Below are 24,091 nucleotides of genomic sequence, written 5' to 3'. Positions count from 1 at the left end.
TATAATTAACCATGTCTAGATTCTTTTTTGCAAAATAAAAAATCTTCCGTTCTTATAAATACACAAATGTGCATTCATAAGGACGAAAGATTGCTTCCGCGGTACCACCTTATCTTATAACTAAAAAGTTATCACTCATTCAGATCGACTTTAACAAATTATTGTCATTAGTGAATCCTAAACATTTATCGTAGTTACACGTCTTTGCTTACTAGATTTCCATTTTTCAGCGCAGAAGCTAAGAGTGATTATTACATATTTCTATTAACACCAACTCTCAGCAAATATTGGTTCTCTGTAGTTAATTCAAAAATATCTTTCTCTCTATTATCGCTTAATTTATTTAATTTAAATATGTTAGATAGTATTATAACTATATTTTATAAACTTGTCAACAATATTATACAAATATAGCATTTATTTCTAGAAATTATTCTATAGGTGAACCTAGTAGTGTTTTAATTCCTTTTGCTAAAGTATGATAACGAATCATAATAAAATTTGGTGAAAACTACCCGCCAATCTAAACTTTAAACTTCATAATGATAGACTGAAGATTCTGTGCCAATTCTGATAAACCTTCACTGGCACTTGCGATTTCTTCTATTGAAGCAGTTTGTTCTTCCATGGAGGCTGTTGCCTGCTGCGTTGCAGCAGCGTTTTCCTCTGCAATAGCAGAAAGATTTTGCAAAGTATCTAATATTTCATCTTTCATCTTCTCCATTTCTTCCCCTGAAGCATTTAACTGTTCAACCGCCTGCTCCGCATCCTTCATTGCTTGGTCTATCAATAGGTATTTGTCTTTATTTTGCACTACACTTCTTGTCTGTTCTTTCGAAATAGCAGATACCCTTTCCATAGTTTTCACTGCATTCTGAACATTATTCTGCAATTCATTAACAATTTCATCAATAGCCTTTGTAGAGGCTGAAGATTGTTCTGCGAGTTTTCTAATTTCTTCTGCAACTACTGCAAATCCCCTTCCGGCCTCCCCTGCTCTGGCAGCTTCTATAGCGGCATTTAATGCTAGGAGGTTCGTTTGCTCTGCTATGGAAGCGATTACATTACTGGCTTGTCCAATTTTATTAGAACTATCATTGGTTTTCACTATTACTTCGTAAATTTCTTTTGTCGCACCGTTACTTTCTTCTGTTATTCTAGACAGATTGTCTATTTCTTTTAAGCCTCCACTAACAACTTCTGTTACCTTATTTGAAGCAGTATTTAAATTTTTTATATAATCCTGGTCTTTTCCAATGGTCTCTCCTAATAAAATAGCCTTTGAAGAGCCCTCCTCTGTGTTTCGTGCTTGTCCGGAAGCACCTCTGGCTATCTCCTCTACGGTTTTTGATACCTCTTCGGCAGCAGTTGCTGATTGTTGCGAAGTAGTCGTCAGTTCCTCAGAAGCAACAGCCACTTGTTTAGAAAAATTACTGATTTCCCGGATAATCTCTCTAAGGTTATTCGTTATACTTTGTAGTGCTTTTGATAATGCTCCAATTTCATCTTTCTTTTTTAGAAAGCTTTCAGGAACATCATGGGTAATATCCAGATTAGCTATTTTTTTGGAATGATCTGCTATTCTAATAATAGGCTTTGTAATTGAGTTACCAATTAAATATGTAATTGCAATACTTACTAGCAAAATTACAGACGCAAATATAATAATTCTTTTCTGTATTTCTGGAATTGCCGATAATACTTCTCTCTCATTAGCGGTAATAACCAATATCCAATTGGTATTTTGAATAGATGCATACGCAGCATACAAATCATTGCCTTGAAAAGAATAGTTACGAATTCCTGTTTTTTCCTCTAGCATTTTTTCAAATAATTCTGCCACTGGAGATAGACTTTCATCATTCTTTGCTTCTTCAATTGGAGTGGATTGTTTAAATACCTTTTCTCTGTCAGGATGTCCAATGATTATTCCATTATTATTAATAATATAGCCATATCCGTCATCACCATATCCTATATCATCTGCAATCTCACTTAGGACATTTCCATCCCTACGACCTAGTAGTGCTCCAACTACTTTACCATCTCTTTCAATAGGAATCGCATACGCTAATACAATATCCTGCGTTGAAGGGCTGATTCCAAAATTATGTGCATGCTTATCGCCTTCCAAAGCTTTTCTAGTAGGATCCTTCTCACCTAATTGTATCGTCCTCCCACTTGAATAGTAAACAGTTCCATCGGGCTGCATAACTCCAAGTTCAATAAAATCTGTTCTTTCTACTTGTCTTTGTAATATAGGCTGTTGTATTTCCCAATCCATACTCCCAATATCATCTCTCAATGCTATCATTTCCAAGGTTCGCCTATGCGTTGCAATTCTCCCCTCTATTACTTCTGCTCCTTTAAGGGCTAGTGAACTAAGTGTCTTTTCTGCTTCTTTAGTAAGCGTTTTACTGACGCTTTGTAAAGAAATCGTGCCCAAAATAACAGATGATAATAAAATCAAGATACAAAAAGAAATAATTAGTTTTGTTTTGATGCTTTTCATTTGTATTCTCCCCTCTTTGTATTTTTTATAGAATATTCCGACTAATCCTGCATGATAAAAATAGGCAACCCAGCTATCCTATCATAAAATGACTTAGACTCACGACTTTGTGTTACCACCTTTCAATGGCTTTACTTTTACAATTTTTAGAATATATTTTTTAAATATCTATTGTTCATATTTTAAAGTATAAAAACTCAGTAATATTGTTTTTTTCTACTATTTAATTGTATATCGTCACAATTTTTAAACAATTTAATCATATTTTTTATTACAACATATCTCAATATAAGAAGATAACAAGGCATCAGATAGCTGCTTCTCAGATAAAACTGTACAAAAGAAAACAATATGATTTGCCTATCCGATTTTCCATAAGGCGTATTTTCCCATTTTACATGTTTATTTTCATAATATTTGAGGTTATTCGAAGTACAAATGGACGGTTGACACCGTCACTTCTGATTATCTGAAATGGCCTATGGAATGCTGGCAATAATGCTATTTTCTTTGTGAAGGTGGTACCGTTGGAGGCTTCGGTTTACTTGGAGGTGGATTTTTGCCTCCTTTAACGATCTTCCCATTGGTTTTGTCCATTATTTTCTACCTCCTCACAATTTGATCCCAGGATAGATTCTCTTTCATAAGCATTTATCTCAATAGATAAATCGTCATCATCCCTGCACAAATATACAACATCTGCATCATAAAGGTATTCACTATCAATGTTATAAACAGAAACCTGTGTTAATATGAGCTGTTTTTTCGATCCTAGATCGGAGAAGCGGTCTATATGGCCAAAGTATGTTAAATTTAGTTTATGGTCCCTTATATATACCCATTCATTATATGTATTATGGAATTTGTCCCATAGATCTATGTCTCCGTCCCTTCGGGTTACCTTCAGCTTTTGTCCGATAAGATTTATAATGTTTTTTTGACTAATGAATGCGAAAATATAGGCTAAAATGGCGGATATCCCTGAAGCGTAGATTACGATTACCAAATTAAAGTTCAATTCATTTTTAGTAAAAATTTCGTTTAATAAATTATTAAAGTCGTAGGATTCCCTCGTTTTAACAAAGGGAACATATGAGCCTAGGGAGGATATTATTAAATTTAAGAAACTGTAGGAAAAAACTGAAAAAATGAGTATTTCAGTTAGCTCCTCCCATTCTCTATGCGGATATCTTCCAACAAGTTTCTTATATACTTTTAGCCCTATAATTCCCGGAAGCATTAGTAATGACAATCTAATCGCTGCAATATCCATGCGCATAGGTTCTCCCCACCATTACATGTATTTACTCTAACTATATTTGAAGCTCAATTTCAGGAAGGATTCCCAAGAGCTTTGACCCTGTAATTTGTCTTGCTGATCTATTTATTTTTCTTACTCTATCTTATTAATTTACTTCCCAATTTTTGCTCTTTTCTTTCCCCTGAAACTCAAATTATTTAAAAGTTGATGCCGTAACCAATTGTTTTTTTCAGAAAGTTCTTACTTCATTTATAGTCTCTTTTGATGCTTAAAGATAATCTATATAAAGAAGCCGTAAATGTATGCATTTTTATCATGCAGATCATTTACGGCTTTTTCCCGTCTTAATGCTCCCAAAGCTTATTGTCTGATATGTTTCAAATACACGACATCATCACTTCCGATTACCTGGAAATTTAAATTATCCTCTAAATTAAGTATCCTAGCAACACCTTTACAATCCTTTCCTTAGAATGGTGAGGCTCCCTTTCCATTTTACTGTTTCGATCCATTAAATTCAATATTGACAAGAATTCCCTCTCTGAATATAATCTATACACCTTAAGGGTACATGCAAAGTGATTAGCTAATCAGTTAATTAGATTTTAGAAAGGGGCTTTTTATGGAATTTAAAACGCTTAAAGCTACAATGAAGAGAAATTTTATCATTCAATTAAGAGCGTATCCCAAGCATTTCTTCATCGGTAATTTGTTAACCGGTCTATATACAGCGATTTCAGCATACTTCATGTATCATTTGTTCTTCAAGGGCAATATGAACCGCTCTTTTGCCTATTATGCAGGAACAGGAGATTATATGAGCTTCGTTATTGTTGGAACTGCAGTATATCTATATGTTGTAAGAACATGCCTGAATGTAAGCAGAAGCCTTATTACAGAGCTGCGGGAAGGAACATTGGACAGTATAATGATTGCGCCCTTTAAACGGATACAGTATTTTTTAGGAAATATGCTGCAGCAGGTAGTTACGACAAGTGGAGAAATACTCATTTTGATGCTTTTCAGCATTCCTTTTGGAGTAAACTTTGCAAACTTTAATGCTTTATCTTTTATATTCTCATTTATCATCGCTTTATTTTCTTTTTTTTCCCTTTCAATGGTTCTAGCTTGTATTATGCTGTATTTTCGGGATACATATATCTCACAAAATACATTGTTTGCTCTGTTGTTCTTCTTATGCGGAATTACTTTTCCCCATCAGTACTTACCGAGAAATATTCAATGGATATCAAAGCTTATTCCTGTAACCGATGCAGTTATATTGATTAGAAATACAACCCTTTTAGGGTTGGGAATAGGGGAGCAAATCGGCCGGATTGCTCATTTACTCATTTTGAGCACAGTCTATTGCTGCATAGGATTTAAACTGATGAAAAAGATAGAGGGAATTGCCCTTGAAAAAATTCATGGATAGGAGGTTAAAAAATGATTGTTGTTGAAAGCTTGAAAAAAACATACGAAACAAAAGCAAAAATAGGTTTCTTAAAATCAGAAAAAAGATGTGTTGAAGCAGTAAAAAAGCTGGATATGGAAATTGAAAAAGGAAAAATTGTTGGACTGCTAGGAATAAACGGTGCCGGAAAGACGACCAGTATCAAGATGCTGTCCACACTACTGCTGCCCACAGCTGGAAGGATCACAATGGATGGAATTGATGCGGTAAAGGACTCCATGCAGGTAAAAAAGAAAATAAATATGATTGCCGGCGGCGAACGAATGATTTACTGGAGACTTACAGGCAGAGAAAATCTTTGGTACTTCGGTCAGCTCTATGGCATTGAGAACAGGGTTCTTTCCGAACGGATTGATTATCTTTTAAAGCTCGTTGGAATTGAAGAAAAGCAAGATGTACCGGTAGAGAACTATTCAAAGGGAATGAAACAAAGGTTGCAGATAGCGCGGGGACTGATCAACAACCCGGACTATATTTTCATGGATGAACCAACCTTAGGGCTAGATTCAGTGATTTCAAGGGAACTGAGAACCCATATTCAAAGTATTGCTTCCGAAGAGGGAAAGGGAATCCTGCTGACATCCCATTATATGGCTGAAATTGAAGAACTTTGTGATTATGTATACATATTAAATAAAGGTGAAGTTATAGCAAAAGGAACACCAAAGGAATTGGCCATGATTGGCATGAATAAAAAGACATTGTATCTCAACCTTGAGAGAAGCAAAGGGAATATCCATCAGATCCTCTGTGAAGCATGTACTTCTGCTGATAAAACAGCCACTGTGCAGGCGGAAGATAGAGAAGGTGGATTTATTATTACTTCATCCTTAGATTTAAAAGGTATCATTTCAAAGGCCTGTATAGACCACCGGTTGGTAATACATAAACTTTTTGAGGAAGAGCCAAAACTTGAAGATGCAATCATAAAACTTTCAAAGGGGGCTTGATAAAATGGAAAATTTTTTAAAAACCGTCAAGGCAGAAATGATCAAACAGCACAAAAATTATTTTCACAGTAAAATCATCTATGTGTCATTATTTATCTGGCCCATTATTAGTTTCTTATCTTCTTATTACAGTTTTAAACCCTTTAGGATTGAAAATACACCCATCGCCTACCTCCATCAGGAAAATTTAATTATCTTTATTCTTTTAGGGTATATCTGTATGAACTTTTTTCGATCCCTTGTTCAATCGGCGTGGTTTTTCTCCTTTGAACGGCAGTTCGGAACGCTGGAACTTATCTATCTTTCGCCAGCCAGCAGATTTAGCGTAATTCTTGGTAATGCCATATCTTCTGTTTTTGAAAGCGTATGGGTTATGGTCGTATTTTCCGGGTGCATTCTATTAGCGAAGTATAAGTATTTTCATATCAATCTTCCTGCAGCACTGCTGGTAACGATTCTTATGATGATCATAGCAGTGGCTTGGGGAATGCTGCTAAATGCTTTGTTCTTATTCTCCCGGGATACCGGATTCCTATTTACTGTATTGGAGGAGCCAATGGAAGTATTCTCAGGGGTTAAAGTTCCTACGATCGTATTTCCTCTCTGGGCAAAAATAATTAGTTTTATCTTTCCACTGACCTATGTAGTTGAAGCCATGCGGAGGGCTTTTTTAAATGGGGAGAGTCTCTATGAACTAAAGGGATTTTTTCAAGCAAGCATATGGATTATCCTGGTTACTTTTATTCTTATTTGCACCTGTTTGCGGGCAGGAGAACGATATGCAAAAAAAACCGGCAATATGGCCTTGTTTTAAATTGTGGTATAATGGGAGGAAATGGAATAGGGGGATGGAATGAAAGTTTATTCAGGAAGATATGGGAATTGGAGCATTGAATTCGTTTATTCTCCACTATTTGAAATGTTATGTAGTATTCATGTCCTTATAAAGCCGGAACATCATCTGGAACGTCTTATGTGGGCTGAAGAAATGAAAAAAAGTATCCCAGATAAACTATTTGGACGTTTAAGGGAGCTTGGAAAAAGTACATTTGACTGGTGCACCATAATGGATCTTTGCAACATTCATGAACCTTGCAATGATTTTAATGTAATAGCAGCATTAAACTATATGGAAGACTTACCCTTGGATGATTTTCAATATGTGCTTCTGAAATATAAGGCTCAGGGAGATATCCCATTTACCGAAAATACTAAGCGGGAAGTGATCAGCGGACTGAAAGAATATTATCTTGGCTACTTTGAGAGAGAATTACGGTTTATTGAACCGCTGCTGGTACGATGCCTTAAAAGAAATTCTGAAATGTATGAAAAAATGGGTATTATTAATTATGTAAAAAAGCTTCACAGCAGGATTGAAGTGACCGAGGAGGCCTTTCTATTTCACAAATATACACTATTTACCATACCCTTTAACAGTCTTAAGCAAATCATCATAAGAGTAAGCTCCTTTATCGATCCCCATCTGTTAATGGATTATGGAAATCAGATGGTACAGTTTACGATAAGAGCCCACTTAGACAGGGGCTCCGATGTAGTGCCCGGCGATTTGCTAAGAATTACGAAGGCATTGGCCGATGAAACCAGGCTTAAAATATTGAGGTGTATACATGGGGGTAAATCTTCAACCCAAAGCCTGGCACAGGAGTTAAATCTTACTGAAGCATGTATTTCAAAGCACCTGAAGCTGCTTTATGATGCTGAGCTCTTGTATAAAGAGAGAAAGGGCAGTTTCATTTATTACTATATGAATACTTTTATACTGGATAAGATACCGCTGGAAATATATGAATACTTGAATTTCTCCCTCAGAAAATAACAGGATTATTATTCTATTTCAAAAGTTTGGCAGGCTTACTTCGCCGGCGGATTGTAAATTTTATAATTGCCTTTTATATAAGTAGACGTCCATGCGTCCACCATATGATCCAAAGCGTTGATCGCTATCATCCTATATTTCCCCCCAAGCGTAAGCCACTCCCACGTCAGCTGCGAACATACAAATGGTGGTAGGCATCTTGAAGTAAGATAAGACCTAAACTCCGATTATATTTTTAAGGAGGAGATAAAATGATACAAAAAATTGAGGAGTTATCTATGAACGCACTTCCTGCCCTCTCTACAGTATTTTTAAATGGATGGATACTCAGATTTGCCAATGGTTATTCAAAACGGGCAAATTCTGTGAATCCAATCTATCCATGCAGCACGGATACAGAAAAAAACATAGAAATTTGTGAGAGCCTGTTTAGAAAAAATCATTTGGCCACCGTTTTTAAACTTACGGAGTGTACAGAGGCATATAAAATTGATGAAATATTACAGGGAAAGGGGTATGTCTATGAGGCAAAAACCAACGTTATGTTAAAAAATATATCCAAGTTTCAGATAAAGGAGCAGAGTAAAAAGAATGCTGTCATATATAAAGGATTCAAAGATGACTGGTTTGAAGCCTTTGTTCACATGAATCAGATTAGTTACCCGAATGCAGTTACCCTACATAAAATGCTGCAATGCATCGTGCCGGACACCTATTATGGATATATCCTGGAGGATGGGAAAATTGCTGCTGTAGCTCTTGGCGTAGCAGAAAGAGGCTATGTAGGAGTGTATGATGTAGGTGTTCATAAGGAAAAACGGCGTAGAGGGTTAGGAATGAAGATAATGGAAGATCTCATTTATACGGCTCTTCAGGATGGATGTACACATTCCTATCTTCAGGTTGTAGATAGCAATGAAGAAGCGAAAGCACTCTATGAAAAACTAGGCTACGAAAAGCAGTACAGCTATTGGTATAGGGTAAAAAATTTGGGAAAATAAGAACATAATCCGGGGAGGAATTATGATGAGCTATGACTATAACGAAATATGTAAAATATATGATGATGTACTGGAAGAAAGATAAGTAAAAAATCCCGATCTTTTTATTCATCGGGATTTCTTACTATTTGTTATGGGAGATATAATATATAAGATTATTTACATTGAACAATTACTTATTTTTTTTTATAATCTCAACAATGCCATTGTCTCCATCTACTTTAACAATATCTCCGGTTTCAATTACCGCTGTTGGATCTTGATCTAAATCTGTAACGGCCGGTACCCTTGTCACCACTGCCCCTAAAGCAATTTTTGTAGTCGTTTCATTAAAGACCATGGCAGCGGGAGCAACACCATTCAATCTTGCTTCATGAAACTGTCCCGACCAGCCGGAGGATCCCTTCGCCCCTTGGTATACTAATACCTTTCCGGCAAAGCATTCTCCTGCTAATTCATGTCTTAAGTCGATGATAACGCCTGTTTTAGGGTCAATTCCGCCCCATCCCGATATGGTTTCTTTCGTAACCAACGCTTCTGCTTCTACACATCCCCCGCATACTTTTCTTCCCTTTAGGATTATCTTTTTCATTTCAATTCACCTCTCCATTTGCCGGTAAGCGCGGCATCGACACATTCTTCTGTAGAACCATACCATGCTTCTATCCCGGTTATGTTTGGCAGATAGTGGGCCTGTTTTGCAGAATCCGTTGCAAGAACCTTTGTTCCTTTCGGCTTAAAACGTCCTAAAGCAGGACAAGTATCTCTCATTAGAACTGCACCTGAATCTTCAATGATTTTTCTGAATCCATTTCTCTCCGCTACATTTTTAATGGCTTGGGGTACAAATACCCACATGTTTACGCCCTCTTTGATTTTTTTTCCTTCCAGCAGACGGCAGAGATGCCATAATTGGTCCATGGAGTAATGCGGGCATCCCAGCATGACAAAATCCACATTGTCGTCATTCCCTATGGCATTAAGCATATCATAGGCATATTTCTTTTCTTCAGTCCCGAATTTTAACTCCATTACCGGTTTCTTTTTCCCGAAGGCATCCGCTACGCTATTGGCCTCTGCCGTAATCCCTGGAATATGATACATTTCAACTCCACCGGCCGAAGCTGCTGCTGCACCAAAATGCTTAAGCATGTCTCTAACCGGTACAGTAAGGATGTTGCTTATTACAGGTACTTTTTCTTGAACAATTTTACCACTATAGTATCCTAACAAACCCCAGTCCTCCGGTGTAACTACGCTGTCCTCAACATGAATTAGATGCGTACCCAGCCTGTTTTCCGGCACATGATACCCCCAATAGGGGATTTTTCCCGTCAGCATGGCGGAGGTGGTGCTTTCCCGGCCCTCGCAGTTTGTCCTGGCACCCAAAACTCCATTGATATAGGCAACTGCCGAGGATTCCATCCACGCACAATGCTCTCCCTTCACGGGCACATTTCCAACGAGATAAGGGGTACAAGTACACATTAATTGAATGCCCAAACTTGCCAGATACCTGATGTTTTCCTGATACAGCTCATATTCCTCTCTCGTTCTTCCTATGAGCTCGTAATGATCGGGATCCATAGATGTTTCAAACTGGCAGGAAGGCACAGCTACCTTCGGAAAAACCACTCTTTCATCACTATCCAGACTTAAATCTGAAAAGATACTGTCAAAATCACCAACCCGTTGTTTTTGTTTTAAGTCTGCTATCATATAACCGCCAACATTTGTAGTATTTACAAATGTTTCGGCGCCTAATGCCTCTCCATAACGTACCAACATCTCCATTGCTTTCTGAACAGCCAACCCTTTTTCTCCACTAAGCATGGCTTTTTCATCATCTTTTAACTTCATAAATATCATCTCGCTCTCTTTATTCTAATCATTTCTCAAAAGGATAAAAATGAATTTAATCCATCCCAGTAAGGTTATCTGACAGTCTTTCCTGCAACTTTTTAATGTCAATGTCATGAACACTGCCTTTTCCTGCCATATCCAGAGCATGAGCTGCAGAAACGCCTGTAGCCATACATGGTCCCATAACTCTTATACTTGATAAGGCAGCTACGTCTCCATCAATACATCTTCCGGCAGCAGCATAATTATCGAGCTCTGGTGACAGCTGGCTTCCGAGGGGAATATAATGAACATGGTCCACGGGAAACACTTCCCAAACATATCCATCACTATTGTCGTGCAGTTCTACCGGCCAAGCTGTTCTTCCTATTGCATCCTCATACTTTACAGCACTTCTAACATCTTCTAAAGAAATTTGTTTTCTACTCTTTAACCATCGTGTTTGTCTGATTCCTGTATGTCCATAACTTCTTACCCTGGAATTCTTAAAGTTTTCCGGAAATTCGCTTTTTAGGAATTCAACCACATGATCCACTTGGTCCTTTCCGGTAATGGTAATTTTTGATGCCCCAATAGTATCTAATGGTGTCAAAACATGTGTCATGTTACCATAAGCGGTATCTCTACGTTGTAATGTATAAAACATTAATCCTCTTTTTCTTTTTAGTCCGTATTTGTCTCCCTTTTCAGAAAGTCTTTTTACCATTTCTTTTTCTGAAGGCGTGGGTACAGAATAATCTATTCCTTCTAAGATAAACATTTGTGTCCCATAAATATTTCCATGCTCGGATATATTGCAGGGTACCTCCGCTAACCATGCCAATACGGCATCACCGCTTGCATCGATATAACCATCTGCAATGATTTCTATCGTCTCATATCTAGATGCAGCTGTTATAGATTGAAGCCTCCTACCTTCTTTGTTCACTTTGAATACTGAAGACCCTAATAAAAAATTTATCTGATTTTCTAAAAACTTTTTCTCTACCCATCTTAGAAATATCGTTTCATTATACATAGGCACGATTGTATGAGAACCCATCCCTTCATACAACCCGCCCATTTCATTTAATTCTTTAAACATCTCGTCAGCCTGAATATGGGTTAATTGATAGCTATTCACTTCATCATTTCTATTTGAGTAAAAACCGCAAAATGTACCGATATTCGAATTATAGGTTTGGCCTCCAAGCTGATTTTGACTATCTATCACAATCACATTCTTGCCTAGCTTTGCAGCTTCTAAGACTGCAGCTATTCCCGATATGCCAGCACCTACAACACAAATATCTGCTTTGATAATTCTTTTTGCCTTTTCTTTATTCAATTTGATTTCCCTGGTCTTGGTAATGATCTTATTTTCAATCAATATACTTCCCCCTTACATTCCGCCGCTTAAGATCAAGCTTGGTAAAAATGTACTAACCGCCGGTACAAAAGTAACCAGTATCAATATGGGTATCGCTGCAAACAACAGGAATGGTAACAATGGTTTCATCATATCCATCATCTCTACACCTGTAATCTTCCCTGTTATAAATAAGTTCATCGCCATGGGCGGTGTAATCGTGCCAACGCCAACCGCCACAAACATCATAACCCCCAATTGTATTTCTCCTATGCCAATGATAGCTGCCGTTGGCAGCAACAACGGTGTAAAAACCAATAAAAGTACCCCCGCATCCAAGAAACAGCCTGCCAGGATGAGCACCAAATCTATAATTAGAATAATCACATATTTATTTGACGAAATCCCTGTGATAAATTGTGTTACCATACCCGGGACCCCATTTAGTACCAATATTCTGGTAAAGATCAATGTCATAGGAAACATAATTAGAATAGATCCCAGTGATGATCCTGTTTTTATAAAGCTTGAAAATGCTTCTTTCAGCGACATCTTTTTAAAAATAAGAACCCCTACGATTAAACCATAAACACATCCTACCGCTCCTGCCTCGGTTGCTGTAAATATCCCTGAGTAAATGCCTCCCATGATGATTACCGGCATTAAAAACGCTACACCGGCTCTTTTTATAATCGTTAATTTATCTGCTGCTTGTTCTTCAACAATGATACTTTTCGCAGTTGCACCGTTTTCCGCTGTCTGCTCTCCAGCCATACCAATTTTCGCAGTTACACTGTTTTCTGGATTGTACCAATGATGATACGTGTATCTATTAATGATTAAGTATAAAATCGTCCATAGAATCCCTGGAATAATCGTTGCCAAAAAAAGTGCTGCAACAGATGCGGATGATACCCTGGTGTAGATGATTGCATTCATATTCGGTGGTATCATATACCCTAAAGGACCGCATGCAGCAATAAAAGCAGCCAGATATCTCTTATCCCAACCTAATTCAGTAAGTCTCGGTGCCATCATGGAACCCAATGTAGTTACAGTTGCTGTACCTGATCCACTTAAAGCCCCGAAAAAACAAGAAACTAAAGGAATCGTAGCACCCATTCCGCCTTTTGTTTTTTTCAATATCATTTCTGCTAAATCTATCAAAGTACGTGCAATTCCACTCTTCTCCATTAATGTGCCGGCAATCATAAATAGCGGTATTGCCAAAGTAGAAAAGGAATCCAAAGCATAATAGGATGTCGACACAAAGGTTCCAGTACTGGCTCCTGTCATAAATATATAGATTAATGAACCGCTTAAGAAACAAAAGGGAACACTCATCCCTATAAAGATTAATATTAATATTGCACTTATTGATGCTATTAACGCCATTCCCATACCTCCTTTATGGCCTTTATGCTGTTAATCAGATAGTACAGCGTCATAAAAAAGGCACTTATAAATACAAAGGAATGCATCGTCCAAACAGGTATTCCCAGTCCGGGAGTAGTATCACCCAACCGCATACTGCTGATTAAATAATCTAGGGCAAACTTTGCATATATGCCTAATACCACTGTAGTTAGACATCTTAATACGGTTTTGAGTATATACAATATTTTCTTATTTTTAATCATAAGATCAATCAAATCAATTTTTACATGTCCATCTTCACGGGCAACGATGATTGCAGACAGCCAAACACTAATCATCATTAAGAAAATGGGGGTTTCTTCTATTCCTCCAATTGAAACTTTAAAAACATATCTGGCCAATATTTGGATAATGATTACTGCAGTCAGTAAAACCATAGCAATCCCGGCAAATGTTCGAATTGCTTTAAAAGCTAAGGCATCAAGCTTTTTTAGTATCTCCATCCAATAACCATCCCCTGACGATTTCATATTTATAGATATATTTTGTGTATTCGTATTTATTTCGCTAATTTAACAGCTTCTACAACCGCATCGTATGTTTCAGGGCCTATTGCTTCTCTAATTCGACTATCTAGTGAACGGGCATAGTCAATCCAGCCTTGTCTCTCTTCGTCAGACAATTCATATATCTCCACTCCACACTCTCTTAATGTGCTGTAGGCGGATTCTTTGTTCTTTTTTTCTTCTATTCCTTGATATTCCATAGCTTCCCAAGCACATTCCCTTACGATTTCCTTTAAATCCTCCGGCAGTTGATCCCAGAATTTTTTACCTATAATAATGTTGCCGCCAGAGGTCCACTGCCAATTAATATCCGTAAAATAATTTCCAAGTTCATAATATTTACTTGATACAACGGAAGTATCAGCAAACTCCAGCCCGTCAATTGTCTTTGTTTGCAATCCTGTATAGACTTCACTGTAAGGCATGGAAGTAGCATTGCAAATGTCTTTCCAGAATAAGTTTACAATAGGGTCTTCATAAATTCTCACCTTAAGATCTCTTAAATCTTGAACTGTAGCAACAGGATGCTTAACATTGAAAAATCCTCTAAATACAGAAGGGCCTACGGCTATCAGCTCTGCATTATTCTCCCTGACCCATTCCTGAGACAGCTTGAATAGTGGTGCATCCGGACTTGCTATAGCCTTTGTAACTGCATCGTAATCTGAAAACAAATATGGAATACTCCATGCCCCAAATCTCGAATCAACATTGGCCATGGGTTGTCCATAGAACACCTCAAGTTCCCCTCTTCTTAGTTGTTCAAAAAGTTCCTGGCTTGCTCCTAAGATAGAGTTATAATAAGGCTCTATCACTATACGGCCTTCACTTTTTTCATTCACTAATTCTACAAACTTCTTCATGGATAAACCAAAACTGTTATAATCAGGTCTTGATGCAGGATCGTTGTAGATTGTTCCCATTTTCCATGTGTATGTAACCTCTTCAGAATTACTGCCGGCTGGATTCCCTCCACCTCCGCAAGCGCTACTTATAAACATCATACAGACCACTAGAGATAGTGCAATCGTTTTCTTTGCAGTTGACATTTGACATACCTCCTACTTTTTAATAGTCTAGAATATACTCGCCAGAATGTCGTAATATTCACAATAATGTTTAATTGTGATATAATCAAATTACGGTATATACGAGTGTATTCCTGTTATTCTTGAGTTTAGCACATTTGGAAATTCTTGTGAAATACACTTATAGAATGTTGCTATTCCAATATGGAATAGCCCTTTGAAATTATCATTACATGTAGGAGTGGTGCTGATGAATTTGGCACAAATCAGGTGTTTCGTCACTTGTGCACAAACACTAAACTTTACAAGAACTGCTGAAATATTGTATACGACACAACCCAATATCAGTAAAAAAATTGTTCTTCTTGAGGATGAGCTTGGAATAAAGCTTTTTGAGCGGAATAATCAATATGTATCTTTGACCCCTCATGGAAAAATACTCTATGATGATTTTGTTGATATACTTAATAAAATTGATTGCCTTATGCAAAAAGCTTCAAATATTAATTCGGATATAGAAGCACACTTAAACATTGGCTTACACGGTTTGATCAATCTCAACAGACTCGCTCCCAGAATCTTCACAGATTTCATAGAAAAATATCCGAATATAAATCTCATCATAAATAGTTATTCTTATAAAGAATTGAGAACCGGTTTGATGAATGGAAATCTTGATTTAATCATTACATATTCTCTAGAACTGTATGATAGCAATATCGCATCCAGATATGTCCTATCCAGGTCAAATCCCAAATTGTATTATTCTTCTACACTGGATTTTACTGATAAAAAAGGTCTTCAGTTAATTGATTTTAGAGATACAACCTTTTTACTGCTTGATGAAAATGAATCTCCTCAGGGTAAAAAATATATCTTCTCGGTCTGCCAGCAGCATGGATTCTTGCCCCATAAAATCAAATACGTCAACAATATTGCTTCGATGATTGTTTGTGTAGAACAGGGAATCGGCGTTGCCATGCTTGGATCGAGTTATAAAATTCAAGATAATAACTTAATTAATTGTTTTGAAGTTGCATCTGAGAGCGGGATGGTTGGTACCGATATCATTTGGCTTAAAGATAATAATAATTTAGCAGTTAAAGTTTTCGAAAATTATATACTCAAAACTTTTATCTAATAAAAAATCCCAATCACTACTGTAATTGGGGAGTGTATGAAGGGATTTTAACATTATTAAATTAGGCTTTATCTTAATTCTACACTTTCTTTTAAAGGTGCTTGTCCACGTTGGAACTTACGGATATTAAGGGATTTTACACTGCGCTTTATAGGCTTCCATTTCAAAAGCCATATACCGATAAATCATAAGATCTAATTTCCTGCTTAAGGCTAATATATCTTCGCTTAGATGATTCTGCTTTACAGCCGCTAAATCATTCAATTTCTCTCTGGTTTCTTCTATCGTCTCTTTCAGCTCTACCATTTCATATTTCTTTTCCTTGAGATTCTGCAGCTTTTTGGATTGCTTCTCTTCATACAATTTACGATCTGCTTTCTGGAATGCCAGCTGTAGTTCCGATAAATCTTTAAAGCTAGTCGCACCAATGCTTACGTGAATTTTATCTTCATTGGAATTCTTGTAGATCTTCCGCTTTATCCTTTTAATCAGTTTATCTAGATTATTATTTTTTAAATTATTTAATAGAATAATAAACTCATCCCCTCCATACCGGAAAGCAATGTCTTTTGATCTGATAGATTTTTTAATCGACTGGCCTACGGTTCTAATGACCCGGTCTCCAACAGCATGTCCTTCCTGATCATTGACTTCTTTCAGATTATCGATATCAATAATTATCAAGGTATTAAATTGATAGCAGGATTCCTGGCATCTGTTCTTTATCAGGTGTTCCCACATATTGCGATTATATAATCCGCTCATCAGGTCTTTATATGCAATATGGGAAAAACTGTCCTGCTGGGAAGTATCCATAAATTCTACCACATATATGGCTTGATTGCTTATACGCATCCTCTCAATGAATACCCTGTAATTCCCGCACATTTCCATACCAAAACTTTCTGTTCTTATCCTTTCAAAGACACTTATCTTGTTCAAAAAATGATTGGTTTCATATCTATCATTTCTACTGGCATATAAAATTTCACTACTATCTGCTATCAATATAACGCCCCACTTCTCCTCACATGCACTTTCAATCATAAAAATATCCCCCATCAAACGCTATATTTTTCTTTTTTTAGAAGATGATTATATAATAAATGTCATGACTTGCGGATATTGTTCCTTATGTTATATCTTCATCACTTTTTGAAAAGTTCGTATGTAAGAAGATTTCATCTAATGACTTTGACAATGCATGGGCAATTTTCATCCCATAGTCGATCGTCATCTTTCGTTTTCCTCCTTCCAGCTGACAATAAAAGCTCTCGGAAATCCCCAGCTTATCAGCCATATCCTTTTGCGTCAGTCCGGTGGATTCTCTTATCTGCTTAATTCTCTTCAGCGCAAACTTTATTTCACATTTTTTAACATTTGCCAAATTCACCACCTCATTTCTTTGCATTTTGTTAAGTTATATTATAATACTAATTTTTTCTTTGCGTTTTGTCAAGTATATTTATAGATAAACTTTCTTTTTTGCAAAGTTATTTATTATTTGCTTTACTTTGCATATTGCAATGTTACAATATAACCAGGGAGGTTGATCATATGAATTTTGGACTTAGATTTAAGCAACTTCGAAAGGAAAAAAATCTGACTCAGGCAGAAATTGCAAATATATTCTCCCTCGGAGAATCAACCATATCATTTTATGAAAGCAATAAAAGAACACCGGATTATGCACTTTTACAAAAAATTGCTGATTTTTTTGATGTTACTACCGACTACCTCCTTGGAAGATCTGAAATAAAAAACCCTTATGGGAGGGATGCATCTGCAGTAATGGAAACTAACCTCGGAAGTAAGTATTATCTTTTGGATAAATCCGGCTTACCTGAAGAGGCCGTTGAGCAAATCGATGAATATGTAGAGTTTATTAAACAAAAATATGATTCAAGTGAAAATTCGAGAAAAAAAGGCACAAAAAAATAGAACATAGTTAAAATGTTCTATTTTTTGTTAAACATAAAGCTATTACAACTCTGTGTGAGATAGCATTTATATTGCCGCATCCGCTCATTAATACCAGCACCAGCACAAATATAAAAAATCTTGGTTTCCCCATTTGAAAACTTCCTTTCGGCTTTTTAGTTTTCTTTTATTGCATCGGTCACAGCATTCCCATTTTGCAATAAAGGCGCATAAAGACTTATTCTATCATCATTTTCGCCATGATTAACGAATCTCTGTAGCTGCCGTCTGACATTTTTTTATCGTTTTTCAAATATCCTTCTTGTTCAAATCCATATTTTTTATATAATTCTATTGCTCGTTCATTATTTGCATCTACTTCCAAGGTTATTTTCTCTATGCCTATTTGTTCACACCATTCAAGCAGGGTTTCCATCAGTGCTTTTCCGATTCCCTTCCCCCAGCAGGCTTTTTGTATTGCAATGCCGAATTGCCCCCTGTGTCTATACCGCTTATTCGTTAACACAGCAAACCCAAGGGTTCCTACGATTTGACCATGATAGGTTGCCTTTAAAAACAAATCCCTTTCAGACTCCAGTTTGCTTTGTATGAATTTCTGCTCATCTTCCAATCCAAACTTGAACTCATCAGGTTCTCTAATCAAGAAATCCGTTTCAATATCTACTGTCTTAATAAATCTTATAAGTTCTTCAGCATCTTCAATCTTTGGACTTTCGATTTCAATGATTCCATCCTTTAATGTGATTGCCCGTTTATCCATTTTGGCCATGTGTATCATTCCTTTCTCTTTACAGCTTATTAAACTTTCAATAAGCAAATCTATAAACCAGCCGGGGGATTTTACGTCCTTTTTTAACCAGTGATTCCACTTCACCGGTTTGTTCGGCACCCATTCTTGTGTAAAATTCCTTTGCCTGGGGACTTGTCACAAATACAATTTCTTTAATGCCGTAGTTTTTACAGCTTTCCACCATATGATTCCATAATAATTTTCCATATCCCTTGCCTATAAACGCCGGTTCAATATAGAAATATTCCAAAGAAGTCCCCTGGTTATTGATTAGGATACTGTAGAATCCAACAATATTCCCCTTTTCTTCCATAACAAAGGTTGGATGAATGTTTATAAACGCCTCCGTTACTCCATAAATAGACTCAAAGGTTTCCATAAAATCCGAATCATAGCCCCAATGGGCCTCAGATCTCATCGCTAGTTTTGTTAAAATCTCATGTTCCCCCGCTTTAGCCTGTCGTACGGTCAGCATACCCCCGCAAACCCCCCTTATAAAAATTCCCGTTATTATAGAATCTAATCAATAAGATTCAAAAGCATGGCATCCATCACTTCACTTCTATATTTTACCATTAAAACAGGATTTGTGCTTGACAAGAATACTGCTGAGATTGAAAAAATTAATCAAAACAGAAAGCAGGCGTAGCCGTTTAAGAATTGGAATATCCTATGATCCATAAAGTGATCAGCCAGCTGTTCTCCTATATTTTCTATCGATGTATCCCTTGACATAAAAATATAATAGTTTTATAATAAAACTATTATATTATATAACATTTTTGTTTTAAAACTAATTTCCAACAGAGGAAGGAGTATCCGCCATGGATTCTATAAAAACCAGCCATTCAGAACAGATTCAAGACTTGTTAAAGCAGATCAATATGGATATACGCCACATCATGCTCAAAGAGTTTCATAAATATCCCCTAACCTTTCATCAATTTCATATTATGAAACTTATCAAAAGGAATCCTCAAATCAATTTAACTTCACTGTGCGGTGATCTCAGCTTAACTAAAGGATCTCTCAGTTTAACAATCAACAAGTTGGTGGAGGAAGGTTATGTTTTAAGAAAAGAAAACGCCTCTGACAGGAGAAACATAGACATTCTCCTTACGGAAAAAGGAGAGAAAATATTGGCTGAAACGAAAGATAAAAGCAGAGAAATATTTAACCTGCTAACCTCCGCCTTATCAGATGAAGACCTGAAAGACATCACAAAAAGTCTTGCAAAGCTGAGTGCTTCTATTGAAAAAGCGGTTCGCAAAAATTATGTCGTCGAAAAGGAGTAAACAAAATGAATAAACAACATAGCAATGATTTAACTTCCGGAAGTGTGCTAAAACACTTGATTACATTCTCCATTCCCTTGCTGCTCGGAAATCTGTTACAAGCATTATACAACACGGTAGATAGTATATGGGTTGGAAGATTTATTGGCGCTAAAGCATTAGGTGCTGTTTCTGTAAGCTTTCCAATCATAATGATATTGGTATCTCTTGTCCTGGGGATCACGATGGCAACAACCGTATTGGTCTCCCAATATGCCGGTGCAAAGAACCAGCAGATGATTTCTAAGACCATTAATAATTCCCTCTTGCTGTTAGGGGGTGGCGCAATTATCGTTACCCTTGTAGGGTTAGCCTTTAGTGAAAAAATTCTCATTTTAATGAATACTCCAAAGGATATTTTAGACTATGCCACTGACTATTTGAACATCTTCTTTATCGGATTGATCTTTATGTTTGGATACAATGTCATCAGTTCTATCCTGCGGGGACTGGGCGACTCGAAAACACCATTGAAGTTTCTAATAATCTCTACTGTAACAAACCTAATCCTTGATCCAATATTTATTTTAGGAATAGGGCCTTTTCCTCAAATGGGCATTCAAGGAGCAGCCTTAGCGACAATGCTATCACAATCCCTCTCCTTCTTCCTTGCTCTAAGACATTTAAATAAAACAAACCATGTGATTAGCTTTAAACTGAAGGACCTTAAGTATGACGCTGAATTAACTGCTAAGATATTTAAAATCGGTCTGCCATCAGGTATTCAGCAGATTGTAGTTTCCTTGGGCATGGTGGTAATGACCGGCATCATCAATACTTTTGGTTCAGAGACTGTGGCCGCTTTTGGTGCCGCCTCGAGACTTGATCAATTTGCTTTCATGCCCGCCATGTCCTTAGGATTAGCTGTATCAACCCTTGCAGGACAGAGTATTGGCGCTGGTAAAAATGATCGGCTAAAAGAAGTATATAAGTGGGGGAGTATTGCTGCGATCCTTGTAACCGGTGTGACTACAATTTTTGTCATGGCTGCTCCAACTTTTGTGCTAAAGCTTTTTACTACCGATATACAGGTTTTAGAAACAGGAAGCCGCTACTTACGTATTGTTGGGATCTCTTACGTCCCCTTCGCCCTATCCTTTGTGATAAATGGCATGCTAAGAGGAGCTGGCGATACTGTATCCACAATGATCTTCTCTATTGCGTCCCTATGGCTGATCCGCGTACCCTTGGCCAAATTCTTATCCTCTTACGATTCACTAGGCTCAAATGGTATCTGGATTGCAATGGCAGTGAGCTCTATACTTTCTCTTGTTATGAGTCAGGTGTATTATTCTACCGGCAGATGGAAAAATAAAAGCCTTATTAAAAAACCGGCACTGCAAGAAACTGCATAGAAGAGAAAATAATGGTGTTAGACAAGGGGACGGTTCTCCTGTCTTTTAGGATATGTATTTATTTTTTAAAGAATTTGTTATAATCAGGCAGATGTTATTTTTGAAAATGGACAAAATTCTAATATCCAGGCTAATGGTAATATAGTAATCATTGCTAAGGGGTGTTACCAGGCCAATTTGATAGCAAAGAACGCTATATTGTTTAAAAAACCATCGAGCATTGTACGTGGAGGGGTGCTGATTGCAAGAAAATGTATAGAGATGGGAATAGTAGGAGCACCATCCGGTGTTTCAACATACTGCAGAGTTATGGATAAAGATGGCAGGATTGATGCTCACTACTATTATAATAACACTGTTATAAATATAAATGATAAAGTTACAGTAACTGGGCCGTGCACTACATCGCCATTGAAATAGCGCGCTTCGTATTCTTAATGAAGCGGTGCCCGTTTCACCGATACATTATTTTTTCTCATATGTCCTTTAATTTCTTATTCAAAATCTGCCTTTCAATCTTTTCCGGTTTAGAATTTAAACTTGTCATCTTTCGTATACCAGAAAAATTCAGTAATTTTATTATCATCGTACGCCTCTGATCCTGTAGCACTTTTAAAGTTTCGCCATGTTAAAAAGCTAAAACTCGTATACTCTGTTATTTTTGAAGCATCTCTTGAGTCAGTTTGACGAAGTACAGAGGAAAACTCTTCAAAGCTCTTAGCCTTACGCAGCTCCGTTAGTGTGCTCTTTGAATATGTAGATACTGTATAGAATCCTCCTTGTATTTTTTTATTCGGAAAAGCATTGATGGCAATATCCGCTACTTTTTTCTGAAAATCTCTCAACATGTCTTTGGTTTGCTGCTTCTGTTCAGCCGTTAAATTTACTGCATCATCTATGCTTCCCGGCGATTGATTGAACCAATCAGTGTTAACTAAAAAATCATATGGAGAAATCTTTTTGCCATTCTTATCGTAAGCGGCTATAGCACTTACATGGAATTTAAAAAACCACTCTCCCTGAGGAGTCTCCAGTTCACTAAAGTGTTTGTTCAGGTACTTTTCCAAATCTTCCAGCGTTTGTATACCGTTGGTTTCCTTATAGGCTTCTACGCTATTAAACCCCTTATTTTTTGCGTCTTGTAAAGCCGCATTATATTCGCTTACGGTATCATATCCATGTTGATTTGCTGCAATCAGTGCTTGGTAATATTCTTCTATGGTACTGTATCCAAGCGCTTTTGCTTCTTCATAGTCTTTTTCCTGTATTTCACGGACTGTTTGAGCAACATTTTTGTTGATATCTTTTGCTTCCGATTCTATTTTTGCAAAAACCGTATTTAATTCATTTAGTTTTGTCTTATAAGAATCTAATGCTGAGACAAATTTATCGTCGCTACTTGTTGAAGCAGAAATAACATCAATAAAATAGCTTTCCAGTTCTATAAGTGCCTCATTTCCTAGATTAGTGAGTTCATTCAAAATGATCATTACATTTCTGTTTTTTTGGGTCTTCAAATTTTGAAAAGATATGCCATTCAGTTTACTGAATGTTTCCTTCATTAATTCAGTCGGATTTTCATTCTCTTTTACCATTTCATACGCGCTATTTAAATTCTTGTATATGTCATTCAATGCTTGGTGATGTCCCTTTAAATAATTGTAGAAAGCTTGTTCAGTTTCATTTAGATTACTGGGAACGGTTTTTCCCCCTTTTACCATGCTAAAGTAATTGAAGGCTTCCGTATAATTTTCGTTATATTTTTTAATATCTTCATCAATCTTTTTCATCGTATCATTAGCTGCGTTTAGATCGTTGATGACTATATATAAGTCATACATATCCAGATTATTTATTGCATTTTTTAGGTTTCTGTAGCTATCCGTTAAATATGTTTTGCTATAGGCATATTTCGGTTCCGGCTCCAGGTTATTTGAAGCTTCCGCTAGTGTCTTATCTACGCTGGTCATCAGGCTATAACATTTTCCGCTAATACTTTCCTCAGAGCCAGCTTCAGCAGTTTTCTTTAATTCAACAAACGCATTATAAAAACCCATCAAAATAGTAATATATTCACCATATGTTTTGTTGTATTTTTCCTCGCGTGTTAGCTCTTTCGAACTATCTGCCGATGCCATTTGAATTCTTTTTCCAGTAACACCTTTTTCATAATCTGCATTTTCGCCGAATGAAACAATAAAAGAATTAGAAAAGCAGATAACAACAGAAAGAATCATGAAGACTCTTTTTCTTAATAAATTTTGCATTCCCTATGTTCCTCCTTCTCAATCTACATTCTTGTTTTCTAGGTAG

At 36.7% G+C, this 24,091-nt stretch carries 23 protein-coding genes, 1 riboswitch and 1 other annotated feature; of the genes, 10 read left to right on the top strand and 13 right to left on the bottom strand.

Features of this window, described 5'->3' with window-relative positions:
• Nucleotides 1–75: 75 nt before the first annotated feature.
• Nucleotides 76–340 (bottom strand) — a binding site (T-box leader).
• Between the two features lie 183 nt (nucleotides 341–523).
• Both Gferi_RS19475 and Gferi_RS19470 read right to left on the bottom strand, forming a co-directional pair.
• Nucleotides 524–2,512: a methyl-accepting chemotaxis protein gene (locus tag Gferi_RS19475; protein WP_069981524.1), complete on the bottom strand. Its 1,989-nt coding sequence runs from the start codon at nucleotides 2,510–2,512 to the stop codon at nucleotides 524–526.
• Between the two features lie 60 nt (nucleotides 2,513–2,572).
• A riboswitch (cyclic di-GMP riboswitch) is annotated at nucleotides 2,573–2,658 on the bottom strand.
• Nucleotides 2,659–3,080: 422 nt separating this feature from the next.
• The gene (locus Gferi_RS19470; protein ID WP_156782440.1) at nucleotides 3,081–3,785 is read right to left on the bottom strand and encodes a hypothetical protein; all 705 of its coding nucleotides are present in this window, start codon (nucleotides 3,783–3,785) and stop codon (nucleotides 3,081–3,083) included.
• 610 nt (nucleotides 3,786–4,395) lie between these two features.
• Between Gferi_RS19470 and Gferi_RS19465 the strand changes: the two genes are divergently transcribed.
• The 5 genes from Gferi_RS19465 (at nucleotide 4,396) to Gferi_RS19445 (ending at nucleotide 9,035) form a co-directional block, all read left to right on the top strand.
• On the top strand, nucleotides 4,396–5,208 hold the full coding sequence (locus tag Gferi_RS19465) for an ABC transporter permease (RefSeq protein ID WP_069979450.1): 813 nt from the start codon (nucleotides 4,396–4,398) through the stop codon (nucleotides 5,206–5,208).
• An 11-nt stretch (nucleotides 5,209–5,219) separates the two neighbouring features.
• Nucleotides 5,220–6,197: an ABC transporter ATP-binding protein gene (locus Gferi_RS19460; RefSeq protein ID WP_069979448.1), complete on the top strand. Its 978-nt coding sequence runs from the start codon at nucleotides 5,220–5,222 to the stop codon at nucleotides 6,195–6,197.
• A 4-nt stretch (nucleotides 6,198–6,201) separates the two neighbouring features.
• Nucleotides 6,202–7,011 (top strand): ABC transporter permease, encoded by an 810-nt coding sequence (locus tag Gferi_RS19455; RefSeq protein ID WP_069979446.1) that lies wholly within the window; start codon nucleotides 6,202–6,204, stop codon nucleotides 7,009–7,011.
• A 39-nt stretch (nucleotides 7,012–7,050) separates the two neighbouring features.
• A complete protein-coding gene (locus Gferi_RS19450; RefSeq protein ID WP_069979444.1) occupies nucleotides 7,051–8,034 on the top strand; it encodes an ArsR/SmtB family transcription factor in 984 nt (327 codons plus the stop codon).
• Nucleotides 8,035–8,285: 251 nt separating this feature from the next.
• On the top strand, nucleotides 8,286–9,035 hold the full coding sequence (locus Gferi_RS19445; protein ID WP_069979442.1) for a GNAT family N-acetyltransferase: 750 nt from the start codon (nucleotides 8,286–8,288) through the stop codon (nucleotides 9,033–9,035).
• A gap of 172 nt (nucleotides 9,036–9,207) precedes the next feature.
• Here the strand turns inward: Gferi_RS19445 and Gferi_RS19440 are convergent, their stop codons facing one another.
• The 6 genes from Gferi_RS19440 to Gferi_RS19415 are packed head-to-tail and all read right to left on the bottom strand — an operon-like array spanning nucleotide 9,208 to nucleotide 15,238.
• On the bottom strand, nucleotides 9,208–9,627 hold the full coding sequence (locus tag Gferi_RS19440; RefSeq protein ID WP_069979440.1) for an aconitase X swivel domain-containing protein: 420 nt from the start codon (nucleotides 9,625–9,627) through the stop codon (nucleotides 9,208–9,210).
• Entirely contained in the window at nucleotides 9,624–10,895 is a 1,272-nt protein-coding gene (locus Gferi_RS19435) for an aconitase X (RefSeq protein ID WP_069981523.1), read from the bottom strand. The genes Gferi_RS19440 and Gferi_RS19435 overlap by 4 nt, the downstream gene beginning before the upstream one ends.
• A 55-nt stretch (nucleotides 10,896–10,950) precedes the next feature.
• On the bottom strand, nucleotides 10,951–12,267 hold the full coding sequence (locus tag Gferi_RS19430; RefSeq protein WP_069979438.1) for an FAD-dependent oxidoreductase: 1,317 nt from the start codon (nucleotides 12,265–12,267) through the stop codon (nucleotides 10,951–10,953).
• A 12-nt stretch (nucleotides 12,268–12,279) separates the two neighbouring features.
• Complete coding sequence (locus Gferi_RS19425) at nucleotides 12,280–13,641, bottom strand: TRAP transporter large permease (RefSeq protein WP_069979432.1); 1,362 nt, start codon at nucleotides 13,639–13,641, stop codon at nucleotides 12,280–12,282.
• Nucleotides 13,632–14,126: a TRAP transporter small permease gene (locus tag Gferi_RS19420; RefSeq protein ID WP_069979430.1), complete on the bottom strand. Its 495-nt coding sequence runs from the start codon at nucleotides 14,124–14,126 to the stop codon at nucleotides 13,632–13,634. Before Gferi_RS19420 ends, Gferi_RS19425 begins: the two co-directional genes overlap by 10 nt.
• 56 nt (nucleotides 14,127–14,182) lie before the next feature.
• Nucleotides 14,183–15,238 carry a TRAP transporter substrate-binding protein gene (locus Gferi_RS19415; RefSeq protein ID WP_069979428.1) on the bottom strand — a complete coding sequence of 352 codons (1,056 nt, stop codon included), beginning with the start codon at nucleotides 15,236–15,238 and terminating at the stop codon, nucleotides 14,183–14,185.
• A gap of 229 nt (nucleotides 15,239–15,467) precedes the next feature.
• Here Gferi_RS19415 and Gferi_RS19410 point away from each other — a divergent pair, with 229 nt between their 5' ends.
• Complete coding sequence (locus Gferi_RS19410; RefSeq protein WP_069979426.1) at nucleotides 15,468–16,358, top strand: LysR family transcriptional regulator; 891 nt, start codon at nucleotides 15,468–15,470, stop codon at nucleotides 16,356–16,358.
• A gap of 126 nt (nucleotides 16,359–16,484) precedes the next feature.
• Here Gferi_RS19410 and Gferi_RS19405 read toward each other — a convergent pair whose 3' ends face one another.
• The gene (locus tag Gferi_RS19405; RefSeq protein ID WP_069979424.1) at nucleotides 16,485–17,405 is read right to left on the bottom strand and encodes a diguanylate cyclase; all 921 of its coding nucleotides are present in this window, start codon (nucleotides 17,403–17,405) and stop codon (nucleotides 16,485–16,487) included.
• A gap of 85 nt (nucleotides 17,406–17,490) precedes the next feature.
• Nucleotides 17,491–17,745, bottom strand: a complete 255-nt coding sequence (locus Gferi_RS19400; RefSeq protein ID WP_069979422.1) for a helix-turn-helix transcriptional regulator — start codon at nucleotides 17,743–17,745, stop codon at nucleotides 17,491–17,493.
• 170 nt (nucleotides 17,746–17,915) lie between these two features.
• On the opposite strand from Gferi_RS19400, the gene Gferi_RS19395 reads away from it, so the two are divergent.
• On the top strand, nucleotides 17,916–18,299 hold the full coding sequence (locus tag Gferi_RS19395) for a helix-turn-helix domain-containing protein (protein WP_069979420.1): 384 nt from the start codon (nucleotides 17,916–17,918) through the stop codon (nucleotides 18,297–18,299).
• A 217-nt stretch (nucleotides 18,300–18,516) separates the two neighbouring features.
• Here Gferi_RS19395 and Gferi_RS19390 read toward each other — a convergent pair whose 3' ends face one another.
• Nucleotides 18,517–19,068: a GNAT family N-acetyltransferase gene (locus tag Gferi_RS19390; RefSeq protein WP_069979418.1), complete on the bottom strand. Its 552-nt coding sequence runs from the start codon at nucleotides 19,066–19,068 to the stop codon at nucleotides 18,517–18,519.
• Between the two features lie 37 nt (nucleotides 19,069–19,105).
• Nucleotides 19,106–19,564: a GNAT family N-acetyltransferase gene (locus Gferi_RS19385; RefSeq protein WP_069979416.1), complete on the bottom strand. Its 459-nt coding sequence runs from the start codon at nucleotides 19,562–19,564 to the stop codon at nucleotides 19,106–19,108.
• A gap of 349 nt (nucleotides 19,565–19,913) precedes the next feature.
• Between Gferi_RS19385 and Gferi_RS19380 the strand changes: the two genes are divergently transcribed.
• The 3 genes from Gferi_RS19380 to Gferi_RS28245 all read left to right on the top strand — a co-directional run bounded on the left by Gferi_RS19380 (nucleotide 19,914) and on the right by Gferi_RS28245 (nucleotide 22,198).
• Nucleotides 19,914–20,384, top strand: a complete 471-nt coding sequence (locus Gferi_RS19380; RefSeq protein ID WP_069979414.1) for a MarR family winged helix-turn-helix transcriptional regulator — start codon at nucleotides 19,914–19,916, stop codon at nucleotides 20,382–20,384.
• 5 nt (nucleotides 20,385–20,389) lie between these two features.
• Nucleotides 20,390–21,778: an MATE family efflux transporter gene (locus Gferi_RS19375; protein ID WP_069979412.1), complete on the top strand. Its 1,389-nt coding sequence runs from the start codon at nucleotides 20,390–20,392 to the stop codon at nucleotides 21,776–21,778.
• Nucleotides 21,779–21,955: 177 nt separating this feature from the next.
• Nucleotides 21,956–22,198 (top strand): hypothetical protein, encoded by a 243-nt coding sequence (locus tag Gferi_RS28245; RefSeq protein ID WP_156782438.1) that lies wholly within the window; start codon nucleotides 21,956–21,958, stop codon nucleotides 22,196–22,198.
• Between the two features lie 107 nt (nucleotides 22,199–22,305).
• Here Gferi_RS28245 and Gferi_RS19370 read toward each other — a convergent pair whose 3' ends face one another.
• Nucleotides 22,306–24,045: a hypothetical protein gene (locus Gferi_RS19370; RefSeq protein WP_069979409.1), complete on the bottom strand. Its 1,740-nt coding sequence runs from the start codon at nucleotides 24,043–24,045 to the stop codon at nucleotides 22,306–22,308.
• Nucleotides 24,046–24,091 lie beyond the last annotated feature (46 nt).

Source organism: Geosporobacter ferrireducens, from assembly GCF_001750685.1.
GTDB lineage: Bacteria > Bacillota > Clostridia > Peptostreptococcales > Thermotaleaceae > Geosporobacter > Geosporobacter ferrireducens.
This window is presented reverse-complemented; position numbering and strand designations above follow the sequence as displayed.